Source organism: Pseudomonas sp. St29 (assembly GCF_001547915.1).
Lineage (GTDB): Bacteria > Pseudomonadota > Gammaproteobacteria > Pseudomonadales > Pseudomonadaceae > Aquipseudomonas.
Map to the genome: position 1 here is coordinate 1,231,824 of NZ_AP014628.1, position 17,719 is coordinate 1,249,542.

The 17,719-nt window shown below is 62.8% G+C and carries 14 protein-coding genes; 11 read left to right on the forward strand and 3 right to left on the reverse strand.

Annotated elements, in window-relative coordinates; translation table 11 throughout:
• Positions 1-215 precede the first annotated feature (215 nt).
• Genes rpsP through rplS form a run of 4 tightly spaced genes read left to right on the forward strand, consistent with a single transcriptional unit; the run spans position 216 to position 2,160 of the window.
• On the forward strand, positions 216-467 hold the full coding sequence (rpsP, locus tag PST29_RS05530) for a 30S ribosomal protein S16 (RefSeq protein ID WP_007927680.1): 252 nt from the start codon (positions 216-218) through the stop codon (positions 465-467).
• Positions 468-472: 5 nt separating this feature from the next.
• Positions 473-1,009, forward strand: a complete 537-nt coding sequence (gene rimM / locus PST29_RS05535) for a ribosome maturation factor RimM (protein ID WP_016967527.1) — start codon at positions 473-475, stop codon at positions 1,007-1,009.
• The gene (trmD, locus tag PST29_RS05540) at positions 991-1,764 is read left to right on the forward strand and encodes a tRNA (guanosine(37)-N1)-methyltransferase TrmD (protein ID WP_016967526.1); all 774 of its coding nucleotides are present in this window, start codon (positions 991-993) and stop codon (positions 1,762-1,764) included. Before rimM ends, trmD begins: the two co-directional genes overlap by 19 nt.
• A 45-nt stretch (positions 1,765-1,809) precedes the next feature.
• Positions 1,810-2,160, forward strand: a complete 351-nt coding sequence (gene rplS, locus PST29_RS05545) for a 50S ribosomal protein L19 (RefSeq protein WP_009047143.1) — start codon at positions 1,810-1,812, stop codon at positions 2,158-2,160.
• 58 nt (positions 2,161-2,218) lie between these two features.
• Here the strand turns inward: rplS and PST29_RS05550 are convergent, their stop codons facing one another.
• A complete protein-coding gene (locus tag PST29_RS05550) occupies positions 2,219-4,345 on the reverse strand; it encodes a DUF4132 domain-containing protein (RefSeq protein WP_060842563.1) in 2,127 nt (708 codons plus the stop codon).
• A 325-nt stretch (positions 4,346-4,670) separates the two neighbouring features.
• Between PST29_RS05550 and PST29_RS05555 the strand changes: the two genes are divergently transcribed.
• Positions 4,671-5,084 (forward strand): acyl-CoA thioesterase, encoded by a 414-nt coding sequence (locus tag PST29_RS05555; protein ID WP_060837690.1) that lies wholly within the window; start codon positions 4,671-4,673, stop codon positions 5,082-5,084.
• A 66-nt stretch (positions 5,085-5,150) separates the two neighbouring features.
• On the opposite strand, the gene PST29_RS05560 is transcribed toward PST29_RS05555, so the two are convergent.
• Positions 5,151-6,953, reverse strand: coding sequence for a cation:proton antiporter (locus tag PST29_RS05560; RefSeq protein WP_060837691.1), 1,803 nt, complete (start codon positions 6,951-6,953; stop codon positions 5,151-5,153).
• A 107-nt stretch (positions 6,954-7,060) separates the two neighbouring features.
• Between PST29_RS05560 and xerD the strand changes: the two genes are divergently transcribed.
• From xerD to PST29_RS05590, 6 genes are all read left to right on the forward strand, one after another.
• Positions 7,061-7,957, forward strand: coding sequence for a site-specific tyrosine recombinase XerD (xerD, locus tag PST29_RS05565; RefSeq protein ID WP_060842564.1), 897 nt, complete (start codon positions 7,061-7,063; stop codon positions 7,955-7,957).
• A gap of 150 nt (positions 7,958-8,107) precedes the next feature.
• Positions 8,108-8,839 (forward strand): thioredoxin fold domain-containing protein, encoded by a 732-nt coding sequence (locus PST29_RS05570; protein ID WP_060837693.1) that lies wholly within the window; start codon positions 8,108-8,110, stop codon positions 8,837-8,839.
• Positions 8,840-8,974: 135 nt separating this feature from the next.
• Positions 8,975-10,279: a homoserine dehydrogenase gene (locus tag PST29_RS05575; protein WP_060842565.1), complete on the forward strand. Its 1,305-nt coding sequence runs from the start codon at positions 8,975-8,977 to the stop codon at positions 10,277-10,279.
• A gap of 104 nt (positions 10,280-10,383) precedes the next feature.
• A complete protein-coding gene (gene thrC, locus PST29_RS05580) occupies positions 10,384-11,793 on the forward strand; it encodes a threonine synthase (RefSeq protein WP_060842566.1) in 1,410 nt (469 codons plus the stop codon).
• A gap of 100 nt (positions 11,794-11,893) precedes the next feature.
• Positions 11,894-15,499: an ATP-binding protein gene (locus tag PST29_RS05585; RefSeq protein ID WP_060842567.1), complete on the forward strand. Its 3,606-nt coding sequence runs from the start codon at positions 11,894-11,896 to the stop codon at positions 15,497-15,499.
• 91 nt (positions 15,500-15,590) lie between these two features.
• A complete protein-coding gene (locus tag PST29_RS05590) occupies positions 15,591-16,856 on the forward strand; it encodes an EAL domain-containing response regulator (RefSeq protein ID WP_060837696.1) in 1,266 nt (421 codons plus the stop codon).
• Here PST29_RS05590 and PST29_RS05595 read toward each other — a convergent pair.
• The gene (locus tag PST29_RS05595; RefSeq protein WP_173655887.1) at positions 16,853-17,506 is read right to left on the reverse strand and encodes a response regulator transcription factor; all 654 of its coding nucleotides are present in this window, start codon (positions 17,504-17,506) and stop codon (positions 16,853-16,855) included. The genes PST29_RS05590 and PST29_RS05595 overlap by 4 nt on opposite strands.
• Positions 17,507-17,719 lie beyond the last annotated feature (213 nt).

Consider the following 17,719-nt stretch of genomic DNA (forward strand, 5'->3'; position numbering starts at 1 on the left):
CACGGGGACGTGGAATCCTGGGCAAACCCTCGATTGGGGCGCGCTCACTCGCTGCCGCTTGCGGCGGCTCCATAGCAAATCTGAGTGGCAGCCGATAGGCGCCGGAAAAAGTCATTTGCAAAAGTCCGGATATTCCTTAGAATATGCGGCCTTTCGGGCACCCATGCCCGCTGTGCATTTAGATTTGCAGCACCGACTACAGGAACGATGTTCACATGCTAACAATCCGTCTTGCCCTTGGCGGCTCCAAAAAGCGCCCGTTTTACCACTTGACCGTGACCGACAGCCGTAACCCACGTGACGGTTCGCACAAAGAACAAGTTGGCTTCTTCAACCCGATCGCTCGTGGTCAAGAAGTCCGCCTGTCCGTGAACCAAGAGCGCGTAGCCTACTGGCTGAGCGTGGGTGCACAGCCTTCTGAGCGCGTTGCTCAGTTGCTGAAGGAATCGGCTAAGGCTGCAGCCTGAACCCTATGAACGCGACGCCAGCTCCTGCTGATGATTTGATCGTTATCGGCAAAATCTACTCTGTTCATGGCGTTCGCGGCGAAGTGAAGGTCTTTTCCTTTACTGATCCGATTAAAAACCTGTTGGACTACAAAACCTGGACGCTCAAGCGCGAAGGTAGCGTGAAACAGGTTGAGCTGGTCAGCGGACGCGGGAACGACAAGTTCCTGGTCGCAAAGCTCAAGGGTCTTGATGATCGCGAAGAAGCTCGTCTTCTGGCCGGTTACGAGATCTGCGTGCCGCGCAGCCTGTTCCCTGAACTGACCGACGGCGAGTACTACTGGTACCAGCTGCAAGGTCTCAAGGTCATCGACACCCTCGGGCAACTGCTCGGGCAGATCGATCACCTGCTAGAGACCGGCTCGAACGATGTAATGGTGGTCAAGCCTTGCGCTGGCAGCCTGGATGATCGCGAACGCCTGTTGCCCTATACCGAGCAATGCGTGTTGGCCGTCGACCTGGCAGCGGGCGAGATGAAGGTGGAATGGGACGCGGATTTCTAAGCGTGGCTAACTTGCGCGTAGAAGTGATCAGTCTGTTTCCCGAGATGTTTTCCGCCATCAGCGAGTACGGCATAACCAGCCGCGCGGTGAAACAGGGGCTGTTGCAGCTGACCTGTTGGAATCCGCGAGACTACACCACGGATCGACATCACACTGTGGACGATCGCCCGTTTGGCGGTGGTCCGGGCATGGTGATGAAGATCAAGCCCCTGGAGGATGCACTGGTTCAGGCCAGAAACGCAGCCGGGGAGGGTGCGAAGGTGATCTACCTGTCGCCCCAAGGCCGTCAACTGAATCAGTCGGCGGTGCGCGAGTTGGCGAATGAGGATGCATTGATCCTGATTGCTGGTCGTTATGAAGGCATTGACGAGCGGTTTATTGAAGCTCATGTCGATGAAGAGTGGTCGATTGGCGACTATGTACTCTCCGGTGGCGAGCTGCCGGCGATGGTCCTGATTGATGCGGTTACGCGACTGCTGCCCGGAGCTTTAGGGCATGTGGATTCCGCGGAGGAAGATTCCTTCACGGACGGTCTGCTGGATTGCCCGCACTACACCCGACCGGAGGTGTATGCGGATCAGCGTGTTCCCGACGTATTGCTAAGTGGCAATCACGCACACATCCGGCGTTGGCGTTTACAGCAGTCCCTTGGTCGGACCTATGAACGACGCGCCGATCTTCTGGAAAGCCGCTCGCTTTCTGGAGAAGAGAAGAAGCTGCTCGAGGAATATCTCCGCGAGCGGGACGATAGTTAACAACGTATCGATGGTAGATCCGACGATTTACCTTAGGAGCACAGCATGACCAACAAAATCATCCTTGCACTCGAAGCAGAGCAGATGACCAAAGAGATCCCAGCCTTTGCCCCGGGCGACACCATTGTCGTTCAGGTGAAAGTGAAGGAAGGCGATCGTTCCCGTCTGCAGGCGTTCGAAGGCGTAGTTATCGCCAAGCGCAACCGCGGTGTGAACAGCGCGTTCACCGTACGTAAAATCTCCAACGGTGTTGGCGTAGAGCGTACTTTCCAGACCTACTCCCCGCAGATCGACAGCATGGCTGTCAAGCGTCGCGGTGACGTGCGTAAAGCCAAGCTGTACTACCTGCGCGACCTGTCGGGTAAAGCAGCTCGCATCAAGGAAAAACTGGCTTAAGTCCAGCTTCCGATGCAGAAAAAAGCAGCCTACGGGCTGCTTTTTTGTTGCCTGTCATTTAATCCCCGGAGCGGTTGAGCAGGACGCAGACCGTATTGGCGATCCGCTCCAGCAGGACCTCGTCGTAAGGCAGCCAGGGCAGCGCCGCCAATTTGCCACTTTGCCCCGCCAGGGCTACTTCCACCGGTGCCCCATTGCGCGTCACGCGCCCGCTGACCAGATGCACCGCATAGTCGCCGGCCCGGACATGACGTCCCTCCAGCGACACCAGCCCCTCCTCGATCAGTGTGGCGAAGGCCATGCCCAGTACGTGGCGGCGCATCAGCGTCATCTGGGTGAGATTCTGCCCGGCCAACAGATTCAGGCGTTGTTCACGCCTGGCTGCCGGCATTTGCGGCAGGGGCTGGCCGGTGGCGCTCTGCGCCAGTTCCTCGATGGCGAAACTGCTGACGCTGACCAGCAGGTCGATGGCCCGGCAGGCCTCTGAAAACACCTGGGGCGGCACATCTTGAAGCTGCATCGGCTGCCAATGTCGGTCGGTGCGCCGGGCAAAGCTTGTGCTGCCCGACAGGCAGTGCCCCTCCAGGCCCGGATACAGCGCCGTGTTCACGGCGAAGCTCACCCGGACGTCGCCCAGGCATCGGTTCAGACCGCCGTCCCTGTCGATCTTCCAGCCTTCGCGGCGGGCCAGGCCGATCAGTGGGCGGATGGACAGGCTGTAGCCGGCGAATGCCTGGCAGTGGTGGCTTTCCAGCTCTGGCGGGGACGGCAGGTAGTACTCGCGAAACACCTGGCGCAGCGGCTGTTTGATCCGGCGTTGGCTGATCAGCTTTTGCCAGGCGTAGCGCTCCTCGGCGCTGGCCGACAGCGGGTGCCACAGCGAAATCCTGCACCCGGCCTTCAGGTCCAGCGACTGGCCCCAGGGATCCATCGCTTGCGCGTTCGCATCCAGCAGGAAGCTGCGGCGTTGGTCATGGTCGCAGTGGGCAACCCAAATCAATGAGCGGGTAAAGGGCGAGCCCACGGCGGAGTCGGCCAGTTGCGCTCGCCAGTCGCGCAAAGGCAGCTCGAAGGCTTGCCACAGTCCGGATTCCAGGCAGTTGGCCAGAAGCCCGTGCTGGGCCTTGCCCGGCGTGCTGGTAGGGGCCAGGCGCAGGGCGATCTCGGGGCGTTGGGCCAGGCCGCGTTCGGCAGGCTTGAGGTTGCGCGCGAGTTTTTTCTGGATGCCGGCATGGCGCACCAGGCTCAGGGCGCTGCGCAGTGCCTGCACGCTTTCCGGGGTTGGCACCTGCTCGATGCAGTGCCCCAGGGCAATGGCCAGGGACTGCGATGGCGCGGTCTTGGCCTGGGTCGGGGCGACACAGGCCTTGGGCAGCAAAATGTCCATCAGCGGTGGCAGCCAGGGGGCATCGCGCAGCAGGGCGACCCGCGCGGCGCGGGCGATCACCGGCGTGTCATCGGTGGTAAAGGCGCCATCGGCCACATAGGGCGTGGCGCCGCTGTGAATCGTGTCCAGGCGCTGGGCCGCCGTGTTGAGAATCTGCTGTGAGAATTCGACGTATGCCGCGTCATCCATCAACACCCTGGCCGGATCGGCGCTCAGGTGATGATGGCCAGTCCAGTACTCGCTACCGGCCAGGGCCTGCTGTGAGCGCGGCTCCAGTTGCCCCAGCAGTTCGAACTCCTGCCGGGCATAGGGCGAATTCCCATGGTGCTGTTCCACCCAGCGTCGCAGCGCCCCACGGGCCTCTTCATCCACCCATTGCGTCAGCATGTACGCCTGGGGGTAATTCGCCGCCCACTGTGCGCCGGGTTCCGCGAGGATCCTGCGCAGCTCCGCGGCCAGGGCGGCGCTGGGTGTACCGCTGAAACAGGCCAGTTGCTCCAGTGCCTCCGGCCAGGTCAGGCAACTGCGCAGCGCCTCCAGCAGGGCGCTGTGATCGAGGGCCGGGCTCAGTTCCAGTTCCGCGGCCTGTTGCACGATCGCGGTCGCCAGTTGCTGCGCCGCCGGGTTGCCAGGGTCGCGCAGGGCCCGGCGGATGTCCGGCCACAGGCTGCCCAGTTGAGCGGGTGTCAGAGGGCTGATGTCGAGCGGCGGGCCGATGAAGTCTGGATGATCCACTCGGTCGGCATTCAGGCGTTGTTGCAGGTGCGTGACGAGTGAAGGCGTGAGCGGGGCATCCATGGCGGCGGGTCTCCTTTGACAGTGCGCGGATCATCGCATTTTTTCTCGCCGCCGTTGGCCTCAGGCCCCTGGCGGGTTCTTTCGGCCCCTGGCGGGCGGCGATATACTCGCCGGCCCAATAAAGTGTGATCGCCCACGCCGTGCAACCCGCATGGACGCCCAGGGCGCGTGACACCCTCCTGGCGCTCCTGACCTGACGTTATCCACAGGCAGGCGGCCCCCGATTGTTTCCCTCAAGCCTTTGGTCGCTGCCCGACAGCGCTCATCGGCATTCCATGCCCGCAGCGTGCCCATGCGCGGATCTATTCATTCAGGCAGTAATTCGATGACCCCTCGTGAGCAAGAAATCCAGCGTCGTACCGAACTCTCGGTGACCCGCGTGACCAAGGCGGTATTCCCGTCCACCACCAACCATCACAACACACTGTTCGGCGGCACCGCCCTGGCCTGGATGGATGAGGTTTCGTTCATTGCGGCCACGCGTTTCTGTCGCTTGCCGCTGGTGACGGTGTCCACCGACCGCATTGATTTCAAGCACCCGATTGCCGCCGGTTCGATCGTCGAGTTGGTCGGGCGAGTGGTGAAGGTGGGCAACACCAGCCTCAAGGTCGAAGTCGAGGTGTTTGTCGAAAGCATGAGCTGCGATGGGCGGGAAAAAGCCATCCATGGCCTGTTCAGCTTTGTCGCCATCGATGACGAAAAGCGCCCGGTGCCGGTGCTTCCGGGGTTTGCGGCGTAGGAGGCGGCTTGCCGGCGAGCACACTATCGGGGCTCTTCGCCGGCAGCCGGTTCCTACCGGGGCTGGTTACGGGGACTCGGGCTGGATCAGCGCCAGCAGGGTCCAGCCCGGTGCCGGCTTGAGGTCGCTCTCCGGGGTGACTACGTGCACCCAGCCGTTGCTGTCGCGGGCGAACAGCAGGGTGGCGCGTTCGCCGTGCAGGGCCTGGTAGTCATCCCAGCCGAAGGCCTCGGTCAGGTGCGTGCTGTACAGCTCCGCGCCCTGGCCCAGCAGGCTGGCCAGCTTGGTGTAGCTCAGGGCCTCGCTGCCCAGTAGCTGGCCTCGGTGTTCGTGACTGGCGCGGTGTTTGTCGGTGCGCCGGCTTTCCTGGCTGTTGGCCAGGGCGAACAGGCGCTGATGACCGAAGTCATGACGAAAGCGCATGGCCGCCAGGGTGTTGAGCTCGCCGGAAGGCGAGAGCGCCAGCAGATGCCCCAGGCCCACCAGGTCCAGGTGCGCGTCGGCATGTTGCGAGGCCGGGTTGCCGAAGTAGGTCGGCAGGCCTTCCATGCGCGCTGTGCGGATGTTCTCCCAGCTGGAGTCGGTCAGCAGCACCCGGCTGCCCAGTTGCTGCAGGGCCTTGCCCAGGGTGCGGGCCGGACCGTTGGCCCCGACGATCAGAAAGCCGCTGGGCGCCGGTTCGGCGACGTTCAACAGGCGCGCTAGAGGGCGAGCGGTGGCGCTTTGCAGGACCACGGTGCCGATGATCACGGCGAAGGTCAGCGGCACCAGCAGCAGCGCGCCCTGATGGCCGGCTTCGTCCAGGCGGATGGCGAAGATGGCCGACACCGCGGCGGCGACAATCCCCCGTGGGGCAATCCACGCCAGCAACGCCCGCTCGCGCCAGTTGAGACTGGAGCCGGCGGTGGACAGCAGCACGTTCAGCGGGCGGGCGATGAACTGGATCACCAGCAGCAGGATCAGCACCAGCGGGCCCAGGGCGATCAGCGCCTTGAGGTCCAGGCGCGCTGCCAGCAGGATGAACAGCCCGGAGATCAGCAGCACGCTGAGGTTCTCCTTGAAGTGCAGGATGTGCCGCACGTCCACGCCCTTCATGTTGGCCATCCACATGCCCATCAGGGTCACCGCCAGCAGCCCGGATTCGTGCATCACCTGGTTGGAGGCAATGAAGATCCCCAGTACCCCGGCCAGGCTTGCCAGGTTGTGCAGGTATTCCGGTAGCCACTGGCGCCGCATGATGCTGCCCAGGACCCAGCCGCCGACGATGCCGAACAGGCTGCCGCACAGAATCACGCCGCCGAAGGTCAGCAAGCTGTGGCTCAGGCCATCGCCGGCGGCACTGGCGATGATGAAGCTGTAGACCACCACCGCCAGCAGGGCGCCGATGGGATCGATGACGATGCCTTCCCAGCGCAGGATGTTGGCGATCGAGGCCTTGGGGCGCACCACCCGCAGCATGGGCACGATCACCGTCGGTCCGGTGACCAGCGTCAGGGTGCCGAACAGCAGGGCCAGCATCCAGTCGAAGCCCAGCAGCCAATGGGTGGCCAGGGTGATCACCGCCCAGGTGGACAGCGCGCCGAGGGTGACCAGGCGATGGACCACACTGCCGATCTCGCGCCATTCCGAGAGGTGCAGGGTCAGGCTGCCTTCGAACAGGATCAGCGCCACCGCCAGCGACACCAGGGGCATCAGCAGCGGGCCGAACATTTCCTGCGGGTCGAGCCAGCCGAGCACGGGGCCGGCCAGGATGCCGCTGAGCAGCAGGAACAGAATGGCCGGCAGCTTCAGCCTCCAGGCCAGCCATTGGCAGCCCAGTGCCGCCACGCCGATGCCGCCGAAGGCCAGCAGAATCTGTTGTTCGCTCATCAATGCACCCTGTTCCTTGAAATGGCTGGCTATGAAAGACTAGCGACCCTCCGTGCAGTTCACTATTTTTTTACCCGCAGCCCCTGGGCCGCGCCTTTCGAGTCTTTATGCCCGCCATCGACCACCCTCTGATCGACCGTTTTCTCGATGCCCTGTGGTTGGAGAAAGGCTTGTCCGACAACACCCGCGACGCCTACCGCAGCGATCTGGCGCTGTTCAACGGCTGGCTGCAGGAGCAGGGGCTGGAGCTGCCGCGAGCCGGTCGCGAGTTGATCCTCGATCACCTGGCCTGGCGCGTGGAGCAGGCCTACAAGCCCCGCTCGACGGCGCGGTTTCTCTCCGGCCTGCGCGGGTTCTATCGCTATCTGCTCAGGGAGAAACTGATTGAAGTCGATCCGACCCTGCGGATCGACATGCCGCAACTGGGGCGGCCATTACCCAAGTCGCTGTCGGAAGCGGATGTCGAGGCGCTGCTGGCCGCCCCGGACCTGAGCGAGGCCATCGGTCAGCGCGACCGCGCCATGCTTGAAGTGCTCTATGCCTGCGGGTTGCGGGTCACCGAGCTGATCAGCCTGACCCTGGAGCAGGTCAACCTGCGCCAGGGTGTGTTGCGGGTCATGGGCAAGGGCAGCAAGGAGCGCCTGGTGCCCATGGGTGAGGAGGCGATTGTCTGGGTCGAGCGCTACATGCGTGATGGCCGTGCCGAGTTGCTGGGCGGGCGGCCCAGCGATGTGCTGTTTCCCAGCCAGCGCGGCGAGCAGATGACCCGACAGACCTTCTGGCACCGGATCAAGCACCAGGCCAAGGTCGCCGGGATCGGCAAGGCGCTGTCGCCCCATACCCTGCGCCACGCGTTTGCAACGCACCTGCTCAATCACGGTGCCGATTTGCGGGTGGTACAGATGCTGCTGGGGCACAGCGACCTGTCCACCACCCAGATCTACACCCACGTGGCGCGCGCGCGGCTGCAGGATCTGCACGCCAAACATCATCCAAGGGGCTGAATGGGCGTCCGTGCGGCGCTTTGCGTCGCCCGTAGTCGGTGCCGGCAAACAGATGTGATAGGCTTTGCCGGTTTGCAAAAAGGGTGTTTGCCCGCGTTTGGTCCCGACCAGCCTTGGCGTTTGCCCATTTGCCCGCCTTCAGGAGTTCCCATGCGTTTGACCCAGATTATTGCCGCCGCCTCCCTGGCGCTGCTCAGCACCTTCGCCGTGGCCGATGACAGTGCCGAGAAAGCCATCCGCAAGAGCCTCGAGACGCTGCAGCTCGAAGTGCCGGTGGAAAGCATCACCGCCAGCCCCCTGGCGGGCCTGTATGAGGTCAAGCTCAAGGGCAGTCGCGTGCTCTACGCCAGCGCCGACGGCCAGTTCGTGGTTCAGGGCTATCTGTTCCAGCTCAAGGACGGCAAGCCGGTGAATCTCACGGAAAAAACCGAGCGCCTGGGCATTTCCAAGTTGATCAACGGCATTCCGGTCGCAGAAACTGTGGTCTATCCGGCCATTGGCGAAACCAAGACCCACATCACCGTATTTACCGACACCACCTGCCCCTACTGCCACAAGCTGCACGCGGAAATCCCGGCGCTGAACAAGCAGGGTGTGGAAGTGCGCTACGTGGCCTTCCCGCGCCAGGGCCTGGGCTCGCCGGGTGACGAACAGCTGCAGGCGGTCTGGTGCTCGGCGGACAAGAAAGCCGCGATGGACAAGATGGTCGACGGCAAGGAAATCAAGGCCGCCAAGTGCGATAACCCGGTGTCCAAGCAGTTCGCCCTGGGTCAGTCGATCGGCGTCAATGGCACGCCGGCCATCGTTCTGGCCGATGGCCAGGTAATTCCCGGCTACCAGCCGGCACCACAGATCGCCAAACTGGCGCTGGGTGCGAAATAATCCTGCATCGTCACGCTAGCCTTTGACGATCATGCCCCTCTGCGTGTAGCTGGAGGGGCATTAATAGAGAGCCGCGCTGTTTGCGGCTGTTTTCCACGGCCGGCCTTGAGTCGGCCGTTTTATGGGGAGTTCAGAGTGAATCCGGTCAAAGTAGGCATCTGTGGGCTGGGTACTGTCGGTGGCGGTACCCTAAACGTACTTCAGCGTAACGCCGAGGAGATTGCCCGCCGTGCCGGGCGTGGAATCGAAGTAGCGCAAATTGCTACCCGTACGCCAAAGCCGCAGTTCCAAACGACCGGTATTGCGATTACCAACGATGTCTTCGCCGTGGCCACCAACCCCGAGATCGATATCGTCATCGAGCTGGTGGGTGGCTACACCGTGGCCCGCGAGCTGGTGCTCAAGGCCATCGAGAACGGCAAGCACGTGGTCACCGCGAACAAGGCGCTGATCGCCGTGCACGGTAACGAAATCTTCGCCAAGGCCCAGGAGAAGGGCGTGATCGTGGCCTTCGAAGCCGCCGTGGCCGGTGGCATCCCGGTGATCAAGGCGATCCGCGAAGGGCTGTCGGCCAACCGCATCAACTGGCTGGCGGGGATCATCAACGGCACCGGCAACTTCATCCTCTCGGAAATGCGCGAGAAGGGCCGCACCTTCGAAGACGTGCTGGCCGAAGCCCAGGCCCTGGGTTATGCCGAAGCCGATCCGACCTTCGACGTCGAAGGCATCGACGCCGCGCACAAGCTGACCATCCTGGCGTCCATCGCCTTTGGTATCCCGCTGCAGTTCGACAAGGCCTACACCGAAGGCATCACCAAGCTGACCACCGCCGACGTGAACTACGCCGAAGCCCTGGGCTACCGCATCAAGCACCTGGGTGTGGCGCGCCGCACCGAGGCGGGCATCGAGCTGCGGGTGCACCCGACCCTGATCCCGGCCGATCGCCTGATCGCCAACGTCAACGGCGTGATGAACGCGGTCATGGTCAATGGCGACGCTGCCGGTTCGACCCTGTTCTACGGCGCCGGCGCCGGCATGGAGCCGACCGCTTCCTCGGTGGTGGCCGACCTGGTGGACGTGGTTCGCGCCATGACCAGCGACCCGGAAAACCGCGTGCCGCACCTGGCCTTCCAGCCGGACTCCCTGTCTGATCACCCGATCCTGCCGATCGAGTCCTGTGAAAGCGCCTACTACCTGCGCATCCAGGCCAAGGATCACCCGGGCGTACTGGCCCAGGTGGCGAGCATTCTTTCCGAGCGTGGCATCAACATCGAATCGATCATGCAGAAGGAAGTGGAAGAGCAGGACGGCCTGGTGCCGATGATCCTGCTGACCCACCGCGTTCTGGAGCAGCACATCAACGATGCGATTACCGCGCTGGAGGCCCTGCAGGGCGTCGTAGGCCCAGTGGTCCGTATCCGCGTCGAACATCTCAATTGAAGCAGCGGCAAGCTTCAAGTTCCAAGCGGCAAGCCAGAAGCGCAACTGCTCTGACTTGTCGCCTGTAGCTTGCAACTTGCAGCTCAAACCGAAGGTTTGTCCCCATGCGCTATATCAGTACTCGTGGCCAGGCACCGGCCCTGAATTTCGAAGATGTGCTGCTGGCCGGTCTGGCCAGCGACGGCGGTCTCTACGTACCGGAGAACCTGCCACGTTTCACCCAGGAAGAAATCGCTTCCTGGGCCGGCCTGCCGTATCACGAGCTGGCGTTCCGGGTCATGCGCCCGTTCGTCACCGGCAGCATTCCGGATGCCGACTTCAAGAAGATCCTCGAAGAAACCTACGGGGCGTTCTCCCACAACGCCATTGCGCCGCTGCGTCAGCTCAATGGCAATGAGTGGGTGCTGGAGCTGTTCCACGGCCCGACCCTGGCGTTCAAGGACTTCGCCCTGCAACTGCTGGGTCGCCTGCTGGACTACGTGCTGGAGAAGCGCGGCGAGCGCGTGGTGATCATCGGCGCCACCTCCGGTGACACCGGTTCGGCGGCCATCGAAGGCTGCAAGCGTTGCGACAACGTCGACATCTTCATCCTGCATCCGCACAACCGGGTATCGGAAGTGCAGCGCCGGCAGATGACCACCATCCTCGGCGAGAACATCCACAACATCGCCATCGAAGGCAACTTCGACGACTGCCAGGAGATGGTCAAGGCCAGCTTCGCCGACCAGGGCTTCCTCAAGGGCACGCGCCTGGTGGCGGTGAACTCGATCAACTGGGCGCGGATCATGGCCCAGATCGTCTACTACTTCCACGCGGCCCTGCAGTTGGGCGGTCCGGCGCGCTCCATCGCGTTCTCGGTGCCCACCGGCAACTTCGGCGACATCTTCGCCGGCTACCTGGCGCGCAACATGGGCCTGCCGATCAGCCAGCTGATCGTCGCCACCAACCGCAACGACATCCTGCACCGCTTCATGAGCGGCAATCAGTACGTCAAGGAAACCCTGCACGCGACCCTGTCGCCGTCCATGGACATCATGGTGTCGTCGAACTTCGAACGCTTGCTGTTCGACCTGCACGGTCGCAACGGTGCGGCCCTGGCTGCGTTGATGGACAGCTTCAAGCAAGGCGGCGGTTTCAGTGTCGAGCAGGATCGCTGGACCGAAGCGCGCAAGCTGTTCGATTCCCTGGCGGTGAACGACGAGCAGACCTGCGAAACCATCGCCGAAGTCTTCGCCCAGACCGGCGAAGTGCTGGACCCGCACACCGCGATCGGCGTCAAGGCCGCCCGTGAATGCCGTCGCAACCTGGACACGCCGATGGTGGTCCTGGGCACCGCGCACCCGGTCAAGTTCCCGGATGCCGTGGAGAAGGCCGGTGTCGGCAAGGCCCTGGAGCTGCCGGCGCACCTGTCCGACCTGTTCCAGCGTGAAGAACGCTGCACGGTCCTGGCCAACGACCTGAAAGCGGTGCAGGCTTTCGTCAGCCAGCACGGCAATCGTGGCAAGCCGCTCTGACCGGATGGTCTTGTCGTCCACGAAGCCCGTCTCCTGACGGGCTTTGTTTTTTCTCGCACCTGTTGCATGAGCTTGGCCCGGCTGGGGCAGGGAGGCACGGATGAGCAACCGCCAAACCCATTGCATGTCACTTGCCTTGTGGCGGCTTGTCGGGGGCCTGCTGGCCTGCCTGTTCTGTGGCGCGTTGCTGGCGGCTGCGACGAAGAATCTACCCTTCAAGCTGGTGCCGGCTTTCGTTGACCTGGAACCCCTGGCCCTGGCACCTGCCGAACGCCAGTGGCTGGCGACGCATAAGACGCTGAGGGTCGGCATCGCCATCGATGACTACCAGCCCATTGATATCACCCGGGACCGCAATCGCTATCAAGGAATCAGCGCCGACTACCTGGCGCTGGTGGGCGAGCGGTTGGGTGTCACGATGGAGGTCCTGGGGTTTTCCGAGCGAGAGCAGGCGATTGAAGCGCTGCGCAACGGCAGTATCGATGTCCTGACCAGTGCCAATGGCTATGAGCGCGGTGTCTCGGGGCTGCGTTTCACCAGTGACTACATGCCTGACAGGGCGGTAGTGGTGGTGCGTCGTGACGGGGTGAGCTCCGGCGATGACCTGGCCGGCAAGAAACTGGTGTTATTGGATGGCTATGCCAACGCCGAGCAGGTTCATGCGGCGTATCCGAACAGTCAGATCATGCTCTCGCCGAACCTCTACAGCGGCTTGGAGGCATTGAATCAGGGCGATGCCGACGCCTTCATCGGCAATGAGATCATCGTCCGCGCCTACCAGGCCCTGCGCCCTTATCTGGCGGTACGGATCCAGGATGAAAGCCGCCTGCCGCCGACGGGCTTTGCCTTTGCCACGCGGGATGACAACGTGCTGCTGGCGGGCATGCTGGAGCAGGCGCTGCAGAGCATCGACGAGTCCCTGCAGCGGGAAATACAGGCCCGTTGGACCACCGGGCTGGGGGCGAATATCTCGGGTGAGCGCATCGAACTCAGCGCCGAGGAGCAGGCCTGGATTCTCCAGCACCCGCATGTGATGGTCGCGTCCCAGCAGTATCCGCCCCATGTGTTCAAGGACAAGGAGGGGCGCTGGGCTGGCCTGAACATCGATTTGCTCAACCGCATCTCGCGCATGACCGGTCTGCATTTTGTGCACAAGGAGAGCCTTACCACGGCGCAGACCCTGGAGCTGCTGGAAAGCGGGCAGGCGCAGATGAACTCGACCCTCACGGCCAGTGAAGACCGGCGACTGTTCCTGAATTTTTCCCATGCCTTTGGTGGTGCCGCCTGGGTTTTTGTCGTGCGCCCGGAGGATCGGCGCCTGAGCAGCCTGGAACAGTTGGCAGGCGAGGTACTGGCGCTGCCGGCCCGGCACACCCTTGAGAGCTACATTCGCCGCAACTACCCCGATATCCGCTTGCGCAGTGTCGCCAGCGATGAAGAGGCGCGGGCCCTGGTGAGTAGTGGCGAGGCCCGGGCAACCATTCAGAATGAGGTCCAGGTTCAGGCGCTGGGGGCGGCCGATGACGGGTTGCGGGTCGGGCGCAGTGTCGAAGGCACCTGGTCGGCTGACGAGTTTTCCGTGCGCAAGGATCAGCCCGAACTGCTGAGCATCTTGAACAAGTCGCTGGAGGCGCTGCCGGTGGCGGAGCTCAGTGCCATTCGCCTCAAGTGGCTGGGGGCCACGCCGGTGCCGATGCCGGCCTGGCAGCGTGTGCCGACCTGGGTCTACTGGGCCATTGCCACGGCGCTGCTGTTCGGGCTGGCCTCCCTGGCCTGGAGCAGTCGGCTCAAGCGCCAGATTCAGCAGCGATTGCAGGCCGAGCAACGACTCAATGATCAGTTGGTGTTCATGCGTGCTCTGCTCGACGGTATTCCCAATCCGATCTTTGTCCGAGACCTGGAAGGGCGCCTGATCACTTGCAACAAGAGTTACGAGCAGCAGTTGGGGACGAGCCTGGAGCTGATTCGCGGACGACAACTGACCGAGCTGGACCTGTTGCCTGCGGCCACCGCTCGCCAGTTGCATGGCGAGATCATGCAATTGCTGGCCAGCGAGGCGTCGGTGTTCGCCGATCGGCAGGTGGAGACGCGCAATGGTTCGATTCACGCCTATCAATGGACAGTGCCCTTCTATAGCGCCGACGGGCTCCTGCAAGGCTTGCTGGGCGGCTGGATCGATATCACCGAGCGCAAGCGCCTGGAGAATCAGCTGGTGGAGGCGCGTCAGGCGGCCGATCAGGCCAATGCCGCGAAAAGCGCATTTCTGTCCACCATGAGCCATGAGATCCGCACGCCCATGACGGCCATCGTCGGCTTGCTTGAGCTGGAAAAGGAGCAGGCCAGGGTCCGGGGCGCGCCCTTCTCCGAGGCCTTGCGGGTGGCCTATCGCTCCGCCCAGGAGTTGATCAGCCTGATGGGGGACAGCCTTGATCTGGCCAAGATCGAAGCCGGGCACATGCAGTTGGTGCCACAGGTCACCGCCCTCAAGCCGTTTTTCGAGAGTGTTCGGCAGTTGTTCGAGGTGACGGCGCGTAATCAGGGGGTGCATTTACGGTTGGTGTTCAACGCAGAGGCCCAGGGCCGTTATTTCTTCGACCCGCTGCGCTTGCGCCAGGTCCTGCACAACCTGTTGAGCAACGCCCTGAAGTTCACCGCGGAAGGTGAGGTGCGGGTGACGGTCGAGCGTCAGCCCGACGAGTCCGGTATCGAGTGCCTGCGCATCAGTGTTGCGGACACCGGCCCGGGTATCAGTGCCGAGCAGCAAGCGAACATTTTCACGCCTTTTGTTCAGGCCGACGCCATGACCTCCTCGACGTATGGCGGTACCGGGCTGGGCCTGAGCATCTGTCGGCAGCTGATCGAGTTGATGGGCGGGCGCATTCACCTGTCGAGCGAACCGGGTGCGGGAACCGTGGTCACCCTCGAGCTGTATCCGGAACGGGTCAGCGACGATCTTGAGCCTCAGGCGTCACCGTCTGCCGAGCGCCCGCCGAGTCGCAGCATCGAGGTGCTGGTGGTGGATGACTTGAGCGCCAATCGGATGGTCCTGAGCCAGCAGTTGATGTTTCTCGGACACCGGGTCGTGGCCTGTGACAATGCCCAGGAGGCGCTGCAGCAGTGGCGTTCCGGGGCCTTTGACGTACTGATGACCGATTGCAACATGCCGCAGATGAGCGGCTATGCACTGACCGAGGCCATCCGCCGGATCGAGGCGCAAGAGGGGCGTCGGCGCTGTCCGGTGATCGGTTGTACCGCCAATGCTTTCGAAGACGAGCGAGAGCGCTGCGAGCGTGCCGGCATGGATCAATTGCTGGTCAAGCCGGTGACCCTGGATCAATTGGCTCAGTCCCTCGCGCGTTTCCTGCCGTCACCGTCATTCAATATCCAGACCTTGCGCGGGATGACTCAGGCCGATGAACCGGTGCTGCAGCGCATGTTGCAGGAGTTGTTGCGTAATCTCGACGAGGAGCAGCAGGCGCTGGAGGCGGCCCTGGCGGCGCAGGATTGGCGGGGCCTGGGAGGCACCTTGCACCGTCTCAAGGGGGTGTGTTGCCTGATTGACGCCTTGCCCCTGGCCAAGGTCTGTATCGCGTTGGAAGAGGTGGTCAAGGGGCAGCAGGCGCAGGCGCTGGCCAGTCATTGGCCGGAGTTGCGAGACGTTATCGGGATCTTGCGTAGCGACATTCAGGCGGCTCTGGACGAATAAGACTTGTCCTATGTGTGGTTAGGAAATATCTGACTACCGTGTCGGCTCGTAGTGGACTGTTTCACTTGCGCCGTCTCGGAGGTTGCCCCCCATGAATACGCTTAACGTGCTGATTCTCGAAGATAACTCGTTCCAGTTGATGGCCTTGCACCAGATGCTCAACGCCAATGGCGTTTTCAACGTGCTGGCTGCCGAGAACGTGGCATCCGCGCGGCGTTCGCTGGACAGCAAGGGGCCGGTGGATATCGCCATCTGCGATCTGTACCTGGAGCAGGCTGACGGCCTGGAACTGATCCGTGATCTGGCCCGGCACCAGCAGGCCAAGGCCCTGATCATTCTCAGCGACGCGGAGCCGGATGTGCTTGAGGGCGCGTCCGGCATGGCCCGTGAATTGGGCCTGAAAGTGCTCGCATGCCTGCCAAAACCGGCGTCGGCCGCGGTGATTGGCGACTTGCTCTGTGCCTATCAGTTGCACTCCAGGGCCGATGGCCCCGAGCTGAATCAGACACTGCTCCGGGACTTGCTGGGCCTTGAACCCTTTGTTCGCGAACCTGTGACCACGGACGAGGGGCTGGCGGCGGTGCTGGGTTGTGGCGTGGCGCACTTTCAGCCCGTCATCCACCAGCAGGGCGGGTTGCAGGGTGTCGAGGCACTGGCCCGCTGGCAGCATCCCGAGCGGGGCTTGCTGATGCCGGGCGAGTTTCTTCCCCTGATCGAGTTCGCCGGCCTGCAAGAACTCTTCACCTGGCACATGCTGGAGCAGGCACTTGAGCTGGTGGCCGGAGTGAAGCTGGTGCTGGGCTACTGGCTGCCGATTGCGGTGAACATTCCCACCGGCATCCTTGAGCGGCCGCTGTTCCCTCGGCAGTTGGAAGCCTTGCTGAGGCGCTTCGAAGTCCCGGCGCGGATGTTGACCCTGGAGCTGGTCGACACCACCCAATTGCAAACCGATAGCGCCCATGTCGAGGCACTGTTGCGCCTGCGGATGCTGGGCTGCAAGTTGTCCATTGGCGATTTCGGTACCGGGGGCACCAGTCTGCAGCGCCTGCTGGAGCTGCCTTTCACCGAGCTGAAGATCCCTCCGGTGTTTGTTGCAGGCATGGCGGCCGATGAACGCAAGCTGGCACTGGTCGGTGGCGCCACGAGCATGGCTCGGCGCATGTCCCTGGCGGTGGTGGTGACGGGTATCGAGAGTGAGGCCGACTGTTTGGCGGCCAGGGCGTTGGGGGCGGTTCATCTGCAGGGTTGTTTTATCGCGCCACCGATGAGCGCCGCCGAGTTGCGCCAATGGCTGGTCGAAACTTCAGGAGCGGGATGCAATGGGCCGGGCGAGCAGTTGGCCGGTTTGTGTGCCTAGGACAGCCCATGTTCCTGAACGTAGATGTATAGCGCCGCTTCGCTGGAAAGACCCAGTTTGCGCATGGCGCTGACTTTCTGTGCGCTGACGGTCTGTTTGCTGCGGTTGAGCCGGGTGGCAATTTCCCCCACGGCATGGCCGGCGGCCAGCAGGCGGATTACTTCCAGCTCCCGGGGGGACAACTGGTCCTTGGACACCAGGCGATCCGGGCCCACTTCGCCGGCAAGGCTCAGGGCCCGGCTGATGGCCTGGGCGACATAGCGCTTGTGCTGTCGTGCCCGGGCAATGGCGGACGGCAACTCATCGGCCAGGCTGGCCTTGCTCAGCAGGCCCATCACGCCGAGGTCGAGGATCGAGCGGAACAGTCCGGCGTGGTTGAGCATGGTCACCACCACGATGGGCAGATCGGGATGATGCCGGCGCAGTTGTTCGATCAGGCGCAGGCCGTCGTTCTGTTGCTCCTCGGGCATCATGAAATCCGTTACCAGCACATCGCATTCCGTGTCCTGCAGCAACTGGACGAGGGCGGAGGGGGATCGGGCTTCACCGACGATCATCAAGCTGTCGTTTTGCTCCAGCACGGCACGCAGGCCGATCAGGAAGATCGGGTGGTCGTCGGCAAGGATGATGCGCAATCTGTGGTTCGACATTGCTTTCAAAGCTTGGGCTCCAATGCAACGGCGGCGTGGGTTGCGCCTGGTTGGCCGTTTTATATCTGTCATGTTACCCGTGCATGCTCGATTGACTCAGGTCGGCAGCAGTAGGCGTGGCGAACTTTCTTCTCTGAGCGATGGTCACTTGAATGTCAGAAAGCTACCGGCATTTTTGTTTTCGAACCTCTAATTCGAGCTATTGAGTGGTGA

What these genes read in the sequence shown, in the direction of transcription:
- rpsP (WP_007927680.1), top strand. Translation starts at nt 216, where the DNA reads ATGCTAACAATCCGTCTTGCCCTTGGCGGCTCCAAAAAGCGCCCGTTT.
- rimM (WP_016967527.1), top strand. Translation starts at nt 473, where the DNA reads ATGAACGCGACGCCAGCTCCTGCTGATGATTTGATCGTTATCGGCAAA.
- trmD (WP_016967526.1), top strand. Translation starts at nt 991, where the DNA reads ATGGGACGCGGATTTCTAAGCGTGGCTAACTTGCGCGTAGAAGTGATC.
- rplS (WP_009047143.1), top strand. Translation starts at nt 1,810, where the DNA reads ATGACCAACAAAATCATCCTTGCACTCGAAGCAGAGCAGATGACCAAA.
- PST29_RS05550 (WP_060842563.1), bottom strand. Translation starts at nt 4,345, where the DNA reads ATGGATGCCCCGCTCACGCCTTCACTCGTCACGCACCTGCAACAACGC.
- PST29_RS05555 (WP_060837690.1), top strand. Translation starts at nt 4,671, where the DNA reads ATGACCCCTCGTGAGCAAGAAATCCAGCGTCGTACCGAACTCTCGGTG.
- PST29_RS05560 (WP_060837691.1), bottom strand. Translation starts at nt 6,953, where the DNA reads ATGAGCGAACAACAGATTCTGCTGGCCTTCGGCGGCATCGGCGTGGCG.
- xerD (WP_060842564.1), top strand. Translation starts at nt 7,061, where the DNA reads ATGCCCGCCATCGACCACCCTCTGATCGACCGTTTTCTCGATGCCCTG.
- PST29_RS05570 (WP_060837693.1), top strand. Translation starts at nt 8,108, where the DNA reads ATGCGTTTGACCCAGATTATTGCCGCCGCCTCCCTGGCGCTGCTCAGC.
- thrC (WP_060842566.1), top strand. Translation starts at nt 10,384, where the DNA reads ATGCGCTATATCAGTACTCGTGGCCAGGCACCGGCCCTGAATTTCGAA.
- PST29_RS05585 (WP_060842567.1), top strand. Translation starts at nt 11,894, where the DNA reads ATGAGCAACCGCCAAACCCATTGCATGTCACTTGCCTTGTGGCGGCTT.
- PST29_RS05590 (WP_060837696.1), top strand. Translation starts at nt 15,591, where the DNA reads ATGAATACGCTTAACGTGCTGATTCTCGAAGATAACTCGTTCCAGTTG.
- PST29_RS05595 (WP_173655887.1), bottom strand. Translation starts at nt 17,506, where the DNA reads ATGTCGAACCACAGATTGCGCATCATCCTTGCCGACGACCACCCGATC.